Genomic DNA, 15,985 nt, shown 5'->3' with positions numbered 1-15,985 from the left:
TTTTCCCTTATTTTTGTACTACGATATTTTCCTGTGAAGGATCCACATGCTGCAGCTGCAGCTTTTCCGTTGCGATCCGTTCAACCCGGCTGTGATCGCCGAGCGCGTTTTCTTCAAGGATCAGATTTCGCCATTCAATATCCAGCGCATCGCGTTCCAGTACCATCTGCTCGCGTTGCGCAGTCAATAAACGTGTGTGGTGGGCGGTGGTGACCACCGTCACAGCCGTGACAATGATGCAAATGAACAGACAGAGTGGCAGTTTCCCAAACCGCAAAAGATCGTCGCCGATCACGCCAGGCAAGGCATGGCGCTCGTTGCTTCCTAACGAATCCTTAACTTTGCTTAGGGTCTCTGTCACTCTGCCGATCATGCGTTCGTCCTCTCTGCAACACGCAGCACTGAACTACGGGCGCGTGGATTCTCTGCCACCTCTTCTTCGCCCGGCATCAACTTGCCTAATGCTCGCAACTGACGGCCACCCAGTTTCCTGAGTTGTTCTTCCGTCATCGGCAGCCCCGCTGGTACCTGTGGACCGCGGCTTTGTTCACGCATAAAGCGTTTAACAATACGGTCTTCCAGCGAATGGAAGCTGATGATGGATAACCGCCCACCCGGGGCCAGCACGTCGAGCGAGCTTTTTAGCGCCAGCTCTATTTCCTCCAGTTCACTGTTTACCCAGATGCGAACCGCCTGGAAGGTACGGGTCGCGGGATGTTTGTGCTTATCCTTCACCGGTGTTGCCGCCGCGATCACCTCGGCCAACTCTTTGGTGCGGGTCATCGGCTCAATGCGATTGCGCTCAACAATGGCGCGCGCAATACGTTTGCCAAAGCGCTCTTCGCCGAAGGTTTTGATGACCCATGCAATATCCGCTTCGTCAGCGGTCTGTAACCACTCGGCGGCAGACTGGCCGCGAGTCGGGTCCATACGCATGTCCAGCGGACCATCACGCATAAAGGAAAAACCGCGTTCAGCATCATCAAGTTGGGGTGAAGAGACGCCAAGATCGAGAAGAATCCCGTCGATCTTGCCCGTCAGGCCGCGCTCAGCCACATAGTCCGCGAGCGCAGAAAAGGGTCCATGCACGATGGAAAAGCGTGGGTCATTGATAGTCTGTGCAACGGCAATTGCCTGCGGATCGCGATCGATTGCCAGCAGACGCCCCTCCTCACCCAGTTGGGAGAGGATCAAACGCGAGTGACCACCGCGACCAAAAGTGCCATCAATGTAGATGCCATCCGGACGAATATTCAGGCCGTTAACGGCCTCGTCCAATAACACCGTTTTATGTTTATAATTTTCCATCATATTTATAGAGACAAGTCCTGCAGCCGTTCCGATAATGTCGCGGAATCAGACTGCTCAGCGTCGATATCTTCCTTGACCTGTTGATACCAGGTCGTTTCATCCCACAGTTCAAATTTGTTGAACTGCCCGACCAGCATCACTTCTTTGGTCAGACCGGCATGTTGCCGTAACACAGGCGCGATCAGTAATCGCCCTGCGTTATCCATCTGACATTCACTGGCATGTCCCAATAACAACCGCTGCACGCGGCGTTCCTGCGGGTTCATGCTCGACAGTCGCGACAGCTTTTGCTCAATAATTTCCCATTCAGGCAGGGGGTAAAGCAGCAGGCAGGGGGAGTTAATGTCAATGGTGCAAACCATTTGACCCGCAGCGTTCTCAATCAGCTGGTCGCGGTATCGGGTTGGTACCGATAAACGCCCTTTACTGTCGAGATTGACTAACGTAGCTCCACGGAACATGCCAGTCTCACCCCTCCTCACCACTTTAACCCACAAATTCCCACCTAAAGGAGTTTACGGAGCGAGGGAAAAGCTTGTCAAGCCAGGACTCTCGGCATAAGGACTCGAAAGCCCTCTATTTACAGAGATAAACAGTCCTGGTTAATAACTGCACAACTGGCGAGGCAAAATTAACGTTATGAATATTTGTAAGAAAAAAACCGAATATGCACACTAGCGTTAAGGCTCACTCAATATCATCGCAGATAAATATAAAGTGTCAGTTTGCGACGCGGGCAGCATTTTATGACAGATTCTCAGGGGATGACAGCGCCAGATTCACTCAGGCGAGCGGTAAGCGCAGTGGTTATCGCGTAAGCTGTCAAAGGAAGAGGAAAAAACGTCTGAATATTCATCGACCGAAGAGGGTTTGTAACAAAATAATACAAAGAGTGCCGTTTAAAATCGCTGAGATGTTGTTTAAAGGGCAATTTAAAAGCCAAAATGAATAAAGAAAAATAGGCGATTATGATCTCCCAAGAATTATCCTAATTTCTCTCCGGGAATTATCTGCACGAATTATTGCAGCAAAAAGGGGCAGATTTCGCCGCCCCGGTCATTTCATTTTTGGCGGCTTAAAATTCCGCGATGGTAGAGGTTACGTTTGATACGCGTCAGGCCCGGCTTCGGTTTGCGGGGTTCATCCAGACTCGCCAGCACAATCTCCAGCACGCGTTCAGCCACATCGCGATGGCGCTGTGCAACCGCCAGCACCGGGCACTGAAGGAAGTCGAGCAGCTCATTATCCCCGAACGTGGCAATCGCCAGATCGGAAGGCAGTTTACCTTCACGACGTAAGGTCACATCCATGACACCCTGCAAGAGCGCAAACGAGGTAGTGAACAGCGCCTGAGGCATTGGATGCGTTTCCAGCCATTTTTCGAACAGCTGCGCGGCGGCTTCACGTTCGTAGCTGTTGGCATAGAGGTAGTGAACCTCGCGCGGATCGTCTTTCCATGCCGTTCTGAATCCCTGCTCGCGCAGGAAGCTCACGGAAAGTTCAGGCAGCGCGCCAAGATACAGCACCGTTTCCGCCGGGAACGTCCGCAGCTCTGCGGCCAGCATTTCGGCATCATCCTGATCGGCACCCACCACGCTGGTGAAATGCTCGCGATCGAGGGCACGGTCAAGCGCAACGATCGGGAACGGATCATTCGCCCAGCGCTGGTAGAAAGGATGCTCCGGCGGTAAGGAGGTCGAAACAATAATGGCATCCACCTGGCGCTGAAGCAGATGTTCAATGCAGCGCATTTCGTTATCAGGCTGGTCTTCCGAGCAGGCAATCAACAATTGATAGCCGCGCTGACGCGCCTGACGTTCAAGATAGTTGGCGATACGGGTATAGCTGGTGTTTTCCAGATCCGGGATCACCAGACCAATAGAGCGGGTGCGCCCGGCGCGTAGACCGGCTGCGACAGCATTCGGATGGTAGTTATGTTCACGAACCACCGCCATAACTTTTTCAACGGTCTTGTCGCTGACACGGTACTGCTTTGCTTTACCGTTAATCACATAGCTGGCCGTTGTTCGTGACACGCCGGCTAGCCGGGCGATTTCATCCAGTTTCACAATTGCCCCTTAAAAAAAGAAAAGAGTCCATGGCCCTGTCAAGGTTATGGTTAAATCTTTTAACATCTAAACGCAGAAAAGCCTTCGCGGCAACCGCTTTTATCTGCGTTGTCGGCTGATTACGCAAAAAAAAGCCCGGCTTTGGTGACCGGGCAGAAAGAGGCGAACCTTTTTGACAACTAACGCATGATTTTCTCGCCGCGTGACAGACCCACAACACCCGATCTCGCCACCTCGACAATTTTTGCGACATCCCGTACGGACGCCAGGAACGCATCCAGCTTGTCGCTCGTCCCGACCAGCTGAACGGTATAAAGAGAAGGCGTGACGTCGATAATCTGTCCGCGGAAAATATCCGCATTGCGTTTGACTTCTTCACGCCCGTAGCCGCTGGCCTGAATTTTCACCAGCATGACCTCACGTTCAACGTAGGCCCCTTGCCCCAGCTCGCTCACGCGCAGCACGTCGACCAGCTTATGCAGCTGTTTCTCAATCTGTTCAAGCACCTTAGCGTCGCCAACGGTTTGGATCGTCATGCGCGACAGCGTTGGGTCTTCCGTCGGGGCGACGGTCAGGCTTTCAATGTTATAACCGCGCTGCGCAAAAAGGCCAATGACGCGCGACAGTGCGCCAGACTCGTTTTCCAGTAAAACTGATAATATCCGGCGCATATCAGGTTCTCTCCGTTTTGCTTAACCACATTTCATCCATACCACCACCCCGAATATGCATCGGATAGACGTGCTCGGTTCCATCAACAATCACATCCATAAAGACGAGGCGGTTGTTTTTAACGTGCTCAAGCGCTTGTGCGAGCTTCGTTTCCAGCTCGGCCGGATCGGTTACCCGCATGCCAACATGGCCGTAAGCTTCAGCAAGACGAACAAAATCCGGCAGCGATTTCATGTATGACTGTGAGTGACGGCCAGAATAAATCATATCCTGCCACTGCTTCACCATGCCGAGGTAGCCGTTATTCAGGTTCAGCACGAGAACCGGCAGTTCATACTGCAGCGCGGTAGACAGTTCCTGAATGTTCATCTGGATACTACCGTCTCCGGTCACGCAGACGACGGTTTCATCCGGCAGCGCCAGCTTCACGCCCAGTGCGGCAGGCAGACCAAAGCCCATGGTGCCTAAGCCACCCGAGTTGATCCAGTGTCGCGGTTTATCAAACGGATAATACAGGGCAGCAAACATCTGATGCTGGCCCACGTCTGAGGTCACATACGCTTCACCTTTCGTCAGTCGCCACACCGCTTCGATGACCGCCTGCGGCTTAATGTTTTCGCTCTGCGTGTCATATTTCAGGCACTGACGCGCGCGCCACTGTTCAATCTGCTGCCACCAGTCGCGGATCTCATCCAGCGGCTGGGTCGCTTTCTCCTGGGCCAGCAGATCCAGCATCTGTTCCAGAACCTGACGGGCATCACCGACGATCGGCACATCAGCCGACACCGTTTTAGATATTGACGTCGGATCGATATCAATATGCAGCACGGTGGCATTCGGGCAATATTTCGCCAGGTTGTTGGTGGTACGATCGTCAAAACGCACACCGACGGCAAAGATCACATCGGAGTGATGCATCGTCATGTTGGCTTCATAGGTACCGTGCATACCCAGCATACCCAGCGCCTGGCGGTGGGTGGCGGGAAACGCCCCCAGCCCCATCAGCGACGACGCAACAGGAAGGTTGAGTTTTTCAATCAGTTCACGAAGCTGGGCTTCACAGGCTGCATTGATCGCTCCGCCCCCGACATAGACGACCGGTTTCTTGGCTGCCAGAAGCGTTTGCAACGCCCGCTTGATCTGACCTTTATGCCCTTGCGTTGTCGGGTTGTAAGAACGCATGCTCACCGATTCCGGCCAGACGTAAGGCAGCTTGTTTGCCGGGTTCAGAATGTCTTTAGGCAGATCGACCACCACCGGTCCCGGGCGTCCGCTTGCCGCCAGCCAGAAGGCTTTTTTCAGTACGCCGGGAATATCTTCGGTTTGCTTAACCAGGAAGCTGTGCTTCACCACGGGACGCGAAATCCCGACCATGTCGCACTCCTGAAAAGCATCGTAGCCAATCAGCGAGGTGGCTACCTGCCCGGAGAGGATCACCAGCGGGATAGAGTCCATATACGCCGTCGCAATGCCGGTAATGGCGTTTGTCGCGCCGGGGCCGGACGTGACTAACACCACGCCCACTTCACCCGTCGCACGCGCCAGGCCGTCGGCCATGTGCACCGCCGCCTGCTCGTGACGTACCAGAACATGGTCAATGCCCCCTACCGTATGGAGGGCATCATAAATATCGAGGACCGCGCCGCCAGGGTAGCCGAACACTTGCTTTACGCCCTGATCGATCAGCGACCGCACGACCATTTCCGCGCCAGACAACATCTCCATGCTTTGCCTCCAGGCATTTTGTTATAGACGGACTGCCGAATTCATTTCCGCACCGTCTTACGATTGGGATGAACCAATCTTATATTTTGCAGAGTGTTCTTTACCTTAACCGCTCGTTATGAGGCAGGCAATTAGCAAACCCGGGGAGATAAACGGTGCGTAAAGCAGAAAACGCAGCCGTTAACAGAAGATATGGTTAATTCCTCTGAGAATAGAGGACGGTGTGATAAATCATCGCTGAAAAGCAGGACAATGCAGGAAATCATCTATTTTTGCGTGCCGAAGAGCCGCCCGAAAAAAAGACTCACAGAACAAAATAGCAACTATCCAAAAAAACTCAGGATAAATCACATGATCCGATGCGATTTATCCCGATGCGTTTACCGGCGACAGATACCAACCAGCAACTCTTCCATCCACTGGTGTCCTTTATCCCGTCCGGCCGCTTCATGCCAGGAGAGATAACAGGTTCGGCTATTTAACTTGAGCGGCAGTGGCAAAATTTGCAGATTTAATGGGTCAGAAAACTCTTCTGCCAGCCAGCGCGGTGCAATCGCCACCAGCTGTGTCTGGGAGACCACGTTTAATACGCTGACCATAGCCATGCCCTGATAAGCCACGCAAGCCTGTTTATCCGCAGTGTCATACCACGGCAGGCTAAAGGAAGCATATCTGTCGAGAGCAACAACGGCGTGCTGTTCGTTATAAACATCGTGTTCTCGCAGCGGAGAATTGAGACGTGGGTGTTTTTTACTGGCGACAAGAACCATTTCATCTTTAAAGAGCGGCACGCAGGAAAATTCCGGACGACGGAACTCTTCATACCCCAGCACGAATTCGATCTCCTGATAGCGTAACTGATGTTCCGTGTTTTGATTCAGGGATGATTTAAAAACCAGATTGATATTTGGTGCGATTTCTTCGACTTTATTATAAATAATCGACGTTAAATAATTATCTAATGGACTGCAGACACAAAGATGGAATACGCGCTCGCTGCTCAAGGGTTCAAAGCCCGATCCCGGCAGCTCATTTTGCACCAACTGCAACGCCTGGCGGATGGAACCGAACAGCTGGAATGCGCGTGCCGTAGGCTGGATCCCCCTCCCGTAACGAACGAATAATTCGTCGTTAAACATGAGTTTGAGTCTGGCAACGGCATTACTCACAGCAGGTTGCGACATCCCCAACGCCTGGGCGGCGCGGGTGATATTCTGTTCCTGCATGACCGCATCAAACACCGTCAGAAGATTAAGATCCACCGTGCGTAACTGCGGTTTAATCCCATCAGTAGCTTGAGGTTGTTTAATATTATTTTCTGGCACTTCTGACTCCACTGTCACGCTAAACTCCCTTTGCCAACGTACGCTAATCATCTCGAAAAATATGATTTATCATGCAAATACGATCAGCGAAAGAGAATTATTTAAAATTCAGAATATATAAAGACGCTATATAAACGAAAAGAAAATAGCGCAAATGATATGTTTGACTTTAGGATTGAAATGAAACCATAAACCAAACAAATACACAATGACCGCCAGGTTAATGATGACTTAAGTATTATTAAACTGTTATCGCCACCGCTCTGCAGTTAGTTAATAACATGTTATCTCTTTTCGTTTTTCAGCGAAGCGCAATAGATTCACCATAATTATAACTTAATGATATTAAAACCCTTTACGTACAGAACATTCTCAGTAACGCGCGTCACTCATTTGAAACAATTATATTTATTTGTTTCTGCAACTGTTTTCTTCAGTCCAAAATTAGACAATTAGTCGGGTCGTAAAAGCCAAAACCAGCACAATTAGCTAAAGTAATTATCCTGCTGATTACGCCCGTCGGGCCCGTTTTTATCATCAGGGGTTGACATCAACTGGCGTATCCAGTACCACTAAAAGCATATTGAATTTAACGGAGCACGATTCATGATTCGCACCATTCGTTTCACCGGTCTACTACTACTAAACGCATCCACTGTGCGCGGTAGACTGGCGGGCGAAATTCAGCGTTGAATCGTCACCAGTAAGACTAAAAACCCGCGCCACTGCGCGGGTTTTTTTATGCTCGTAGCAAGGCGCCCTAAGACTGACAAGGACCTAACCCATGAGCCAGCAAGTCATTATTTTCGATACTACTTTACGTGACGGTGAACAGGCATTACAGGCAAGCCTGAGTGTAAAAGAGAAACTGCAGATCGCGCTGGCTCTCGAACGTATGGGTGTCGACGTGATGGAGGTGGGTTTCCCGGTCTCGTCTCCGGGTGATTTCGAATCCGTCCAGACTATCGCCCGCACCATTAAAAACAGCCGCGTGTGCGGTCTGGCACGCTGTGTTGAAAAAGATATCGACGTCGCGGCTGAGTCGCTGAAAGTGGCCGAAGCGTTCCGTATCCACACCTTTATTGCCACCTCACCTATGCACATCGCCACCAAGCTGCGCAGTACGCTGGATGAGGTGATTGAGCGCGCGGTATATATGGTGAAACGCGCACGTAACTACACCGATGACGTTGAATTCTCCTGTGAAGATGCGGGCCGCACGCCGATTGAAGATCTGGCCCGCGTGGTGGAAGCCGCCATCAATGCCGGCGCCAAAACCATCAACATTCCGGACACTGTCGGCTACACCATGCCGTTTGAGTTCGCCAATATCATCACCGGCCTGTATGACCGCGTACCGAACATTGATAAAGCGATTATCTCCGTCCACACCCACGATGATTTGGGTCTGGCCGTGGGCAATGCCATCGCAGCCGTCCACGCTGGCGCGCGTCAGGTAGAAGGCGCGATGAACGGTATCGGTGAACGCGCGGGCAACTGCTCGCTGGAAGAAGTGATCATGGCGATCAAAGTGCGCAAAGACATCATGGACGTGCACACCCGCATCAATCACAACGAGATCTGGCGCACCAGCCAGACCGTCAGCCAGATTTGCAACATGCCGATTCCGGCCAACAAAGCGATCGTCGGCACGGGCGCCTTCGCGCACTCCTCCGGTATTCACCAGGATGGCGTGCTGAAGAACCGTGAAAACTACGAAATTATGACCCCGGAATCCATTGGCCTGAATCAGGTCCAGTTGAACCTGACCTCGCGTTCCGGCCGTGCGGCGGTGAAGCACCGCATGGAAGAGATGGGTTATAAGGACAGCGATTACAACATGGATCAGCTGTACGACGCTTTCCTGAAGCTGGCCGATAAAAAAGGTCAGGTGTTCGACTACGACCTGGAAGCGCTGGCCTTTATTAACAAGCAGCAGGAAGAGCCAGAGCACTTCCGTCTGGATTACTTCAACGTGCAGTCCGGCTCCAGCGACATCGCCACTGCCTCTGTCAAGCTGGCCTGCGGTGATGAAATTAAGGCCGAAGCGGCGAACGGAAACGGCCCTGTGGATGCCATTTATCAGGCGATCAACCGCGTCACCGAGTACGACGTTGAGCTGGTGAAATATGACCTGACGGCCAAGGGCCACGGCAAAGATGCGCTGGGCCAGGTCGACATTGTTGTGACCCACAATGGCCGCCGTTTCCATGGCGTGGGCCTGGCGACCGATATCGTTGAATCCTCCGCGAAAGCGATGGTGCATGTGCTGAACAACATCTGGCGCGCCGCCGAAGTCGAAAAAGAGTTGCAACGCAAAGCTCAGAATAAAGAGAACAACAAGGAAACCGTGTAATGTCGAAGAATTACCATATTGCTGTGTTACCGGGCGACGGTATTGGCCCGGAAGTGATGGCACAGGCGCTGAAAGTACTGGAAGCCGTTCGCGCGCGTTTTGCGATGAAAATCACCACCAGCCACTACGATGTGGGCGGTATTGCGATTGATAACCACGGTACGCCACTGCCGAAAGCGACCGTAGAAGGCTGTGAAAATGCCGATGCCGTGCTGTTTGGTTCCGTCGGTGGCCCGAAGTGGGAACACCTGCCGCCTGCAGAGCAGCCAGAGCGCGGCGCGCTGCTGCCGCTGCGTAAACATTTCAAGCTGTTCAGCAACCTGCGTCCGGCGAAGCTGTACCAGGGCCTGGAAGAGTTCTGCCCGCTGCGCGCGGATATCGCCGCCAACGGCTTCGACATTCTGTGCGTGCGTGAACTGACCGGCGGGATCTATTTCGGTCAGCCAAAAGGGCGCGAAGGCAGCGGCCAGCATGAGAAGGCGTTCGATACTGAGGTCTATCACCGCTTCGAAATTGAACGTATCGCCCATATCGCCTTTGAGTCAGCGCGCAAGCGCCGCCATAAAGTGACCTCCATTGATAAAGCGAACGTGCTGCAGTCTTCCATCTTGTGGCGCGAGATCGTCAGCGAAGTCGCGAAGCAGTACCCGGACGTTGAGCTGTCGCACATGTACATCGACAACGCGACCATGCAGCTGATTAAAGATCCGTCCCAGTTTGACGTGCTGCTGTGCTCCAACCTGTTCGGCGACATTTTGTCAGACGAGTGCGCGATGATCACCGGCTCTATGGGCATGCTGCCATCCGCCAGCCTGAATGAAGAAGGTTTTGGCCTGTACGAGCCGGCAGGCGGTTCCGCGCCGGATATTGCGGGCAAAAACATCGCTAACCCGATTGCGCAGATCCTCTCTCTGGCCCTGCTGCTGCGCTACAGCCTGGATGCAGGCGATGCAGCAACCGCAATTGAAAATGCCATTAACCGGGCGTTAGAAGAAGGCGTTCGTACCGGTGATTTATCACGCGGCGCGGCGGCAGTCAGTACCGATGAAATGGGCGACATTATTGCCCGCTATGTCGCTGAAGGGGTGTAATCATGGCCAAAACGTTATACGAAAAATTGTTTGATGCGCACGTTGTCTACGAGGCACCAAACGAAACCCCACTGCTGTACATTGACCGTCATCTGGTACACGAAGTGACCTCTCCTCAGGCATTTGACGGCCTGCGCGCGCACAAGCGCCCGGTACGTCAGCCGGGTAAAACCTTCGCGACGATGGATCACAACGTTTCCACCCAGACCAAAGACATTAATGCCTCGGGTGAGATGGCGCGTATCCAGATGCAGGAGCTGATCAAGAACTGCAACGAATTTGGCGTTGAGCTGTACGATCTGAACCACCCCTATCAGGGCATCGTTCACGTGATGGGGCCAGAGCAGGGAATTACCCTGCCGGGCATGACCATCGTCTGCGGCGACTCCCATACCGCAACCCACGGCGCGTTTGGCGCCCTGGCGTTCGGGATTGGCACGTCTGAAGTTGAACACGTGCTGGCGACGCAGACCCTGAAGCAGGGCCGCGCCAAAACGATGAAGATTGAAGTGAAGGGCAAAGCGGCACCTGGCATTACCGCGAAAGACATCGTGCTGGCGATCATCGGTAAAACCGGCAGCGCAGGCGGTACCGGCCACGTCGTTGAATTCTGCGGCGACGCGATTCAGGCGCTGAGCATGGAGGGTCGCATGACCCTGTGCAATATGGCCATTGAGATGGGTGCCAAAGCCGGTCTGGTCGCGCCAGATGAAACGACCTTCAACTATGTGAAGGGCCGTCTGCACGCGCCGAAGGGCCAGGATTTTGACGACGCGGTAGCGTACTGGAAAACCCTGAAAACCGACGGCGGGGCAACGTTTGATACCGTTGTCACGCTGCAGGCAGAAGAGATTGCCCCTCAGGTGACCTGGGGAACCAACCCGGGCCAGGTAATTTCCGTCAACGACGCCATTCCCGATCCGGCCTCCTTCGCCGATCCGGTCGAGCGCGCCAGTGCGGAAAAAGCGCTGGCCTATATGGGGCTGAAACCCGGCGTACCGTTGACCGACGTGACCATTGATAAGGTATTTATCGGCTCCTGCACCAACTCCCGTATCGAAGATTTGCGTGCGGCGGCAGAGATTGCCAAAGGCCGTAAAGTCGCACCGGGCGTGCAGGCGCTGGTGGTTCCAGGCTCCGGTCCGGTGAAAGCCCAGGCGGAAGCCGAAGGTCTGGATAAGATCTTTATCGAAGCAGGATTCGAGTGGCGCCTGCCTGGCTGCTCCATGTGCCTGGCCATGAATAACGATCGCCTGAATCCGGGTGAGCGCTGTGCCTCCACCAGCAACCGTAACTTTGAAGGCCGTCAGGGCCGCGGTGGGCGTACCCATCTGGTCAGCCCGGCAATGGCCGCCGCTGCGGCAGTCACCGGCCATTTCGCCGACATTCGCAGCCTGAAATAAGGAGACAATCATGGCAGAGAAATTTACCCAACATACGGGCCGTGTTGTCCCGCTGGACGCCGCTAACGTTGATACGGACGCGATCATTCCTAAGCAGTTTTTGCAGAAGGTGACCCGCACTGGCTTTGGCGCGCACCTGTTCAACGACTGGCGTTTCCTGGACGATAAAGGCGAGGTGCCTAATCCGGAATTCGTTCTGAACTTCCCGGAGTACAAAGGCGCATCCATCCTGCTGGCGCGGGAAAACTTTGGCTGCGGCTCGTCGCGTGAACACGCCCCCTGGGCGTTGACAGACTACGGCTTTAAGGTGGTCATTGCCCCCAGCTTCGCGGATATCTTTTACGGCAACAGCTTCAACAACCAGTTGCTGCCGGTGACGCTGAGCGACGAACAGGTCGATGAATTGTTCGCGCTGGTTAAGGCAAATCCGGGCATGGCGTTTGAAGTGGATCTGGAAGCGGAAGTGGTGAAAGCCGGGGATAAAACCTACAGCTTCAGCATTGATGCGTTCCGCCGCCACTGCATGCTGAACGGTCTGGACAGCATTGGTTTGACGCTCCAGCACGAAGACGCCATCTCCGCGTACGAGAAAAAACAGCCTGCGTTTATGGGCTAAAGACAATGGCCCGCAAAAAGCGGGCCATTGATTTGTTTCGTAAAGCCGCCTTCCAGAATCAGACATCCTTAACCCGGCAAGTCAGCCCAAGCGTAACCACCGAAATCGCGGCAATCACCCAGTAAACTGAGCCATGCCCGTAACTTTGCGCCAGCGCCCCCTGAATCACCCCCGCCAGGATCACTCCGGTCGAAATGCTGTTGGTAAAAAGCGTGGTCGCAGAGCCTGCGCGTCCGGGCATAAGATCCTGGAACCAGAGCATGCCGATCCCGGCAACGATGCCAATAAACACAGCATTAAACAGCTGCAGCGCCAGCAGCGCTTCGCGCGAATGGAAAAGGATCAGTCCCGCGTAAAACAGCACCCCGGCCGCCACGGCGACGATCATCATCCGACGCTTCCCAAAGCGCTTAACGTAATAGCCCGCCAGAATCATCGCCGGAATTTCCAGCCCGGCAGCGGTGCCCATTAAGATCCCCGCGAGCTTGTCCGGTAAGCCCAGATCGCTGCTGATCCACAGCGGCATGTCGATGATGTACATGGTGTTGCAGGTCCACATCAGCGTGGAGGCAATAAACAGCATGCGGACGTTTTTGTCCTGCCAGCCGCTCACCTGGGTGAGCGGTTTATCCGCTGTCTGTTCGACGCGCGCCACGGACGGCAGCGCAAAGGCTATCAGCGCCAGGCTGATGACAAAAATCCCGGCGGCGATGGAGAACATCGCGGTAAAGCCGTAGTTCAACGCCAGCATGAAGGCCAGCGGCGGGCCAATGACCCACGCCAGCGAGAGCTGGGCACGCATCACCGAGCTGAACATCACCACTTCCCGCGCCGAGCTATCCGCATATTCCCGGGCCAGCGCGAACAGCTGCGGCATGGCGGTGTTCGCCAGCGACGCCAGCAGCACGCCGCAGGTAATGAGCGTCAGGTAATGACGATTGAAAGCAAAGAGCAGCGCGTTACCCACGGCCATGGCGCAGCAAAAGAGGATCAGCTTACGACGATCGCCCTGGCTGTCCGATCGCTTCGCCAGCGCGAGGCTGACCAGGATCCCGGCTATCGCGTTGACGGTATAAAACAGCCCCACCCAGAACGGCTGTGCCCCCACCTCGCGGCTGAGAAACAGGCTCAGCGTCGGCGCCTGCAGCGCTCCCGCCACGCCCATCATAAAGGCCACCAGCATAAAAGCGGCATACACGCCGTTCAGGCGTCGCCCCATCGTCATCAACCACAGCATGCGCAAGTCCTTGTGAAAGCGAATCGAAATTGGGTGAAAGAATAAACGAAAAAAGCCAGCAAAAACATTTTGCTGGCGGGTGATTAGCACCAATACTCAGTCACACATGATCGAGGCGAGTCAGCGAGAAGAGGCCGGTTTCGTAACGTCCCACTGCATCAGTTCTTCTAACATTTTCAGCCGTTGCTCTGCACACGGGCGGGCCAGCCAGGACGATCCTTTTGTCGCTGAAAAGTACTGCTGATAAAACTGACGTGCGGTAGACCTCTTCATCATTTACCTCCTCGCTTCATCGGGAAGCATTATTGGCCTAATATAGGGATTAATAAATTGCTGGTTTTTTGTCAGGAGTTCCTCTTTTATGCCTTCCGGTCGTCTGCAGCAACAATTTATCCGCCTCTGGCAGTGCTGTGAGGGGCAATCGCAGGAAACCACGCTCAACGAGTTGGCTGACCTGCTTAGCTGTTCCCGCCGCCATATGCGCACGCTGCTCAATACCATGCAGCAGCAGGGGTGGTTAAGCTGGGAAGCGGAGGCGGGACGCGGGAAACGCTCGCGGCTGACCTTTCTCTACACCGGGCTGGCATTGCAGCAGCAGCGTGCAGAAGACCTGCTCGAGCAGGACCGTATCGATCAGCTGGTCCAGCTGGTGGGCGACAAGGCCGCCGTGCGCCAGATGCTGGTCTCCCATCTCGGACGTAGTTTTCGTCAGGGCCGACACATTCTGCGGGTGCTCTACTACCGTCCGATGAAAAATCTGTTGCCCGGCACGGCGTTACGGCGTTCTGAAACCCACATGGCCCGACAAATCTTCAGCGGCCTGACGCGGATAAATGAGGAAAACGGGGAACTGGAGGCGGATATCGCGCACCACTGGCAACAGCTTTCCCCGCGCCACTGGCGCTTCTTCTTACGCCCGGGCATCCACTTTCACCACGGTCGCGAACTGGAGATGCACGACGTCATCGCCTCTCTGGAACGCGCCCGCAGGCTGCCGCTCTACTCGCATATTTCGCGCATCCACTCCCCCACGGCCTGGACGCTGGATATCGAGCTGGCGCAGCAGGACAAGTGGCTTCCCTGGCTGCTGGGCTATGTGCCGTCGATGATTTTGCCTGCCGAGTGGGAATCACTGAACAATTTTGCCAGCCTGCCGATAGGCACCGGGCCCTACTCCGTCTCCCGCAATAACAGCAACCAGCTGAAAATCCGCGCGTTCGATGACTACTTTGGCTATCGGGCGCTGATCGACGAAGTGAACGTGTGGGTATTACCGGATCTCAATGAAGACCTGAGCTGCGGGCTGACGCTTGAAGGCCCCACCACCGGAGAAAAGGCCGTGGAGAGCCGCCTGGAGGAGGGCTGCTACTATCTCCTCTTTGACCGCCGCACCCACCGTGGGGCAAACCCGGCTGTCCGCAAGTGGATCAGCCACGTGCTGTCTCCTTCCAATCTTATCTACCATGCGGAAGAACAATACCAGACATACTGGTTCCCGGCGTACGGCCTGCTTCCGCGCTGGCACCATGCCCGACCAACGCGCTGCGACAAGCCCGCAGGGCTGGAGTCCATCACCCTGACCTACTACCGCGATCATGTTGAGCATCGTTTTATCGCCAGGATCATGACCCGCCTGCTGGCAGCGGAGGGAGTCAGGCTGGACATCAGGGAAGTGGACTATGACGAATGGCACCAGGGTGAGCTTACCAGCGATATCTGGCTCAACAGCGCTAACTTTACCCTGCCGCTCGATTTTTCCCTCTTCTCGCATTTGTATGAAGTCCCGCTGATCCAGCACTGCATCGACCGGGACTGGCAGCAGGATGCCGCTCTGTGGCGTGCGGGCGAGATGAATCTTGCCGTGTGGTGCCAGCAGCTGCTGGCCGAGCAGGCGATCGTCCCGCTGATCCACCACTGGCTGATGATCCAGGGCCAGCGCAGCATGCGCGGCCTGCGGATGAACACCCTGGGCTGGTTTGATTTTAAATCCGCCTGGTTTGCGCCCCCGGAGCCATAACGCTTTCGTAATATTCACCAAATCATTACAATAGCGCCGTTCTCAACGGGGTGCTGCATCACAGATGTGCGCTGAGATAATACCCGTCGAACCTGATCCGGATAACGCCGGCGAAGGGATTTGAGGCTGTCGCTCAAAATCCTTTGCCACTCAACCCTGAGGT

Annotated in this window: 15 protein-coding genes and 1 riboswitch; of the genes, 6 read left to right on the top strand and 9 right to left on the bottom strand. The window is 54.5% G+C overall.

Going from position 1 to position 15,985, the window contains the following annotated elements:
- Positions 1-7: 7 nt before the first annotated feature.
- From ftsL to leuO, 7 genes are all read right to left on the bottom strand, one after another.
- On the bottom strand, positions 8-373 hold the full coding sequence (gene ftsL, locus PI91_RS06170) for a cell division protein FtsL (RefSeq protein ID WP_008501989.1): 366 nt from the start codon (positions 371-373) through the stop codon (positions 8-10).
- A complete protein-coding gene (rsmH, locus tag PI91_RS06165; RefSeq protein ID WP_021240527.1) occupies positions 370-1,311 on the bottom strand; it encodes a 16S rRNA (cytosine(1402)-N(4))-methyltransferase RsmH in 942 nt (313 codons plus the stop codon). Before rsmH ends, ftsL begins: the two co-directional genes overlap by 4 nt.
- 2 nt (positions 1,312-1,313) lie before the next feature.
- Positions 1,314-1,772 carry a division/cell wall cluster transcriptional repressor MraZ gene (gene mraZ, locus PI91_RS06160; RefSeq protein ID WP_021240528.1) on the bottom strand — a complete coding sequence of 153 codons (459 nt, stop codon included), beginning with the start codon at positions 1,770-1,772 and terminating at the stop codon, positions 1,314-1,316.
- Positions 1,773-2,372: 600 nt separating this feature from the next.
- Entirely contained in the window at positions 2,373-3,380 is a 1,008-nt protein-coding gene (gene cra, locus PI91_RS06155) for a catabolite repressor/activator (RefSeq protein WP_008501993.1), read from the bottom strand.
- Between the two features lie 179 nt (positions 3,381-3,559).
- On the bottom strand, positions 3,560-4,051 hold the full coding sequence (gene ilvN, locus PI91_RS06150) for an acetolactate synthase small subunit (RefSeq protein WP_008501994.1): 492 nt from the start codon (positions 4,049-4,051) through the stop codon (positions 3,560-3,562).
- Between the two features lies 1 nt (position 4,052).
- On the bottom strand, positions 4,053-5,777 hold the full coding sequence (gene ilvI, locus PI91_RS06145; RefSeq protein WP_023293293.1) for an acetolactate synthase 3 large subunit: 1,725 nt from the start codon (positions 5,775-5,777) through the stop codon (positions 4,053-4,055).
- A 380-nt stretch (positions 5,778-6,157) separates the two neighbouring features.
- Complete coding sequence (leuO, locus tag PI91_RS06140) at positions 6,158-7,102, bottom strand: transcriptional regulator LeuO (protein WP_025912169.1); 945 nt, start codon at positions 7,100-7,102, stop codon at positions 6,158-6,160.
- A 606-nt stretch (positions 7,103-7,708) separates the two neighbouring features.
- Between leuO and leuL the strand changes: the two genes are divergently transcribed.
- The 5 genes from leuL to leuD all read left to right on the top strand — a co-directional run bounded on the left by leuL (position 7,709) and on the right by leuD (position 12,568).
- Complete coding sequence (gene leuL / locus PI91_RS26610; protein WP_071530973.1) at positions 7,709-7,795, top strand: leu operon leader peptide; 87 nt, start codon at positions 7,709-7,711, stop codon at positions 7,793-7,795.
- 91 nt (positions 7,796-7,886) lie between these two features.
- On the top strand, positions 7,887-9,458 hold the full coding sequence (leuA, locus tag PI91_RS06135) for a 2-isopropylmalate synthase (RefSeq protein WP_021240530.1): 1,572 nt from the start codon (positions 7,887-7,889) through the stop codon (positions 9,456-9,458).
- Positions 9,458-10,549, top strand: a complete 1,092-nt coding sequence (leuB, locus tag PI91_RS06130; RefSeq protein WP_021240531.1) for a 3-isopropylmalate dehydrogenase — start codon at positions 9,458-9,460, stop codon at positions 10,547-10,549. The genes leuA and leuB overlap by 1 nt, the downstream gene beginning before the upstream one ends.
- 2 nt (positions 10,550-10,551) lie before the next feature.
- Positions 10,552-11,952 carry a 3-isopropylmalate dehydratase large subunit gene (leuC, locus tag PI91_RS06125; RefSeq protein ID WP_032654853.1) on the top strand — a complete coding sequence of 467 codons (1,401 nt, stop codon included), beginning with the start codon at positions 10,552-10,554 and terminating at the stop codon, positions 11,950-11,952.
- A 10-nt stretch (positions 11,953-11,962) separates the two neighbouring features.
- Positions 11,963-12,568: a 3-isopropylmalate dehydratase small subunit gene (gene leuD, locus PI91_RS06120; protein ID WP_028015497.1), complete on the top strand. Its 606-nt coding sequence runs from the start codon at positions 11,963-11,965 to the stop codon at positions 12,566-12,568.
- A gap of 58 nt (positions 12,569-12,626) precedes the next feature.
- On the opposite strand, the gene PI91_RS06115 is transcribed toward leuD, so the two are convergent.
- Both PI91_RS06115 and sgrT read right to left on the bottom strand, forming a co-directional pair.
- Positions 12,627-13,805, bottom strand: coding sequence for a sugar efflux transporter (locus tag PI91_RS06115; RefSeq protein ID WP_032654857.1), 1,179 nt, complete (start codon positions 13,803-13,805; stop codon positions 12,627-12,629).
- 120 nt (positions 13,806-13,925) lie between these two features.
- Positions 13,926-14,078, bottom strand: coding sequence for a glucose uptake inhibitor SgrT (sgrT, locus tag PI91_RS06110; protein ID WP_008502002.1), 153 nt, complete (start codon positions 14,076-14,078; stop codon positions 13,926-13,928).
- An 88-nt stretch (positions 14,079-14,166) separates the two neighbouring features.
- Here sgrT and sgrR point away from each other — a divergent pair, with 88 nt between their 5' ends.
- On the top strand, positions 14,167-15,822 hold the full coding sequence (sgrR, locus tag PI91_RS06105) for an HTH-type transcriptional regulator SgrR (protein WP_039265667.1): 1,656 nt from the start codon (positions 14,167-14,169) through the stop codon (positions 15,820-15,822).
- Positions 15,823-15,858: 36 nt separating this feature from the next.
- Positions 15,859-15,959, top strand: a riboswitch (TPP riboswitch).
- The last annotated feature ends 26 nt before the right edge of the window (positions 15,960-15,985 follow it).

The sequence above is a fragment of the Enterobacter sp. FB genome, assembly GCF_000805795.1.
Classification (GTDB): Bacteria; Pseudomonadota; Gammaproteobacteria; order Enterobacterales; family Enterobacteriaceae; genus Enterobacter; species Enterobacter roggenkampii.
Note: the sequence above shows the minus strand (reverse complement) of the source record. Positions and strands in the feature narration are given on the sequence as shown.

Bases quoted from the DNA above. Each gene is read 5' to 3' on its own strand.
- leuL (WP_071530973.1), top strand. From the start codon at position 7,709: ATGATTCGCACCATTCGTTTCACCGGTCTACTACTACTAAACGCATCC.
- sgrR (WP_039265667.1), top strand. From the start codon at position 14,167: ATGCCTTCCGGTCGTCTGCAGCAACAATTTATCCGCCTCTGGCAGTGC.
- sgrT (WP_008502002.1), bottom strand. From the start codon at position 14,078: ATGAAGAGGTCTACCGCACGTCAGTTTTATCAGCAGTACTTTTCAGCG.
- leuD (WP_028015497.1), top strand. From the start codon at position 11,963: ATGGCAGAGAAATTTACCCAACATACGGGCCGTGTTGTCCCGCTGGAC.
- mraZ (WP_021240528.1), bottom strand. From the start codon at position 1,772: ATGTTCCGTGGAGCTACGTTAGTCAATCTCGACAGTAAAGGGCGTTTA.
- ilvN (WP_008501994.1), bottom strand. From the start codon at position 4,051: ATGCGCCGGATATTATCAGTTTTACTGGAAAACGAGTCTGGCGCACTG.
- ftsL (WP_008501989.1), bottom strand. From the start codon at position 373: ATGATCGGCAGAGTGACAGAGACCCTAAGCAAAGTTAAGGATTCGTTA.
- PI91_RS06115 (WP_032654857.1), bottom strand. From the start codon at position 13,805: ATGCTGTGGTTGATGACGATGGGGCGACGCCTGAACGGCGTGTATGCC.
- rsmH (WP_021240527.1), bottom strand. From the start codon at position 1,311: ATGATGGAAAATTATAAACATAAAACGGTGTTATTGGACGAGGCCGTT.
- ilvI (WP_023293293.1), bottom strand. From the start codon at position 5,777: ATGGAGATGTTGTCTGGCGCGGAAATGGTCGTGCGGTCGCTGATCGAT.
- leuB (WP_021240531.1), top strand. From the start codon at position 9,458: ATGTCGAAGAATTACCATATTGCTGTGTTACCGGGCGACGGTATTGGC.
- leuC (WP_032654853.1), top strand. From the start codon at position 10,552: ATGGCCAAAACGTTATACGAAAAATTGTTTGATGCGCACGTTGTCTAC.
- leuA (WP_021240530.1), top strand. From the start codon at position 7,887: ATGAGCCAGCAAGTCATTATTTTCGATACTACTTTACGTGACGGTGAA.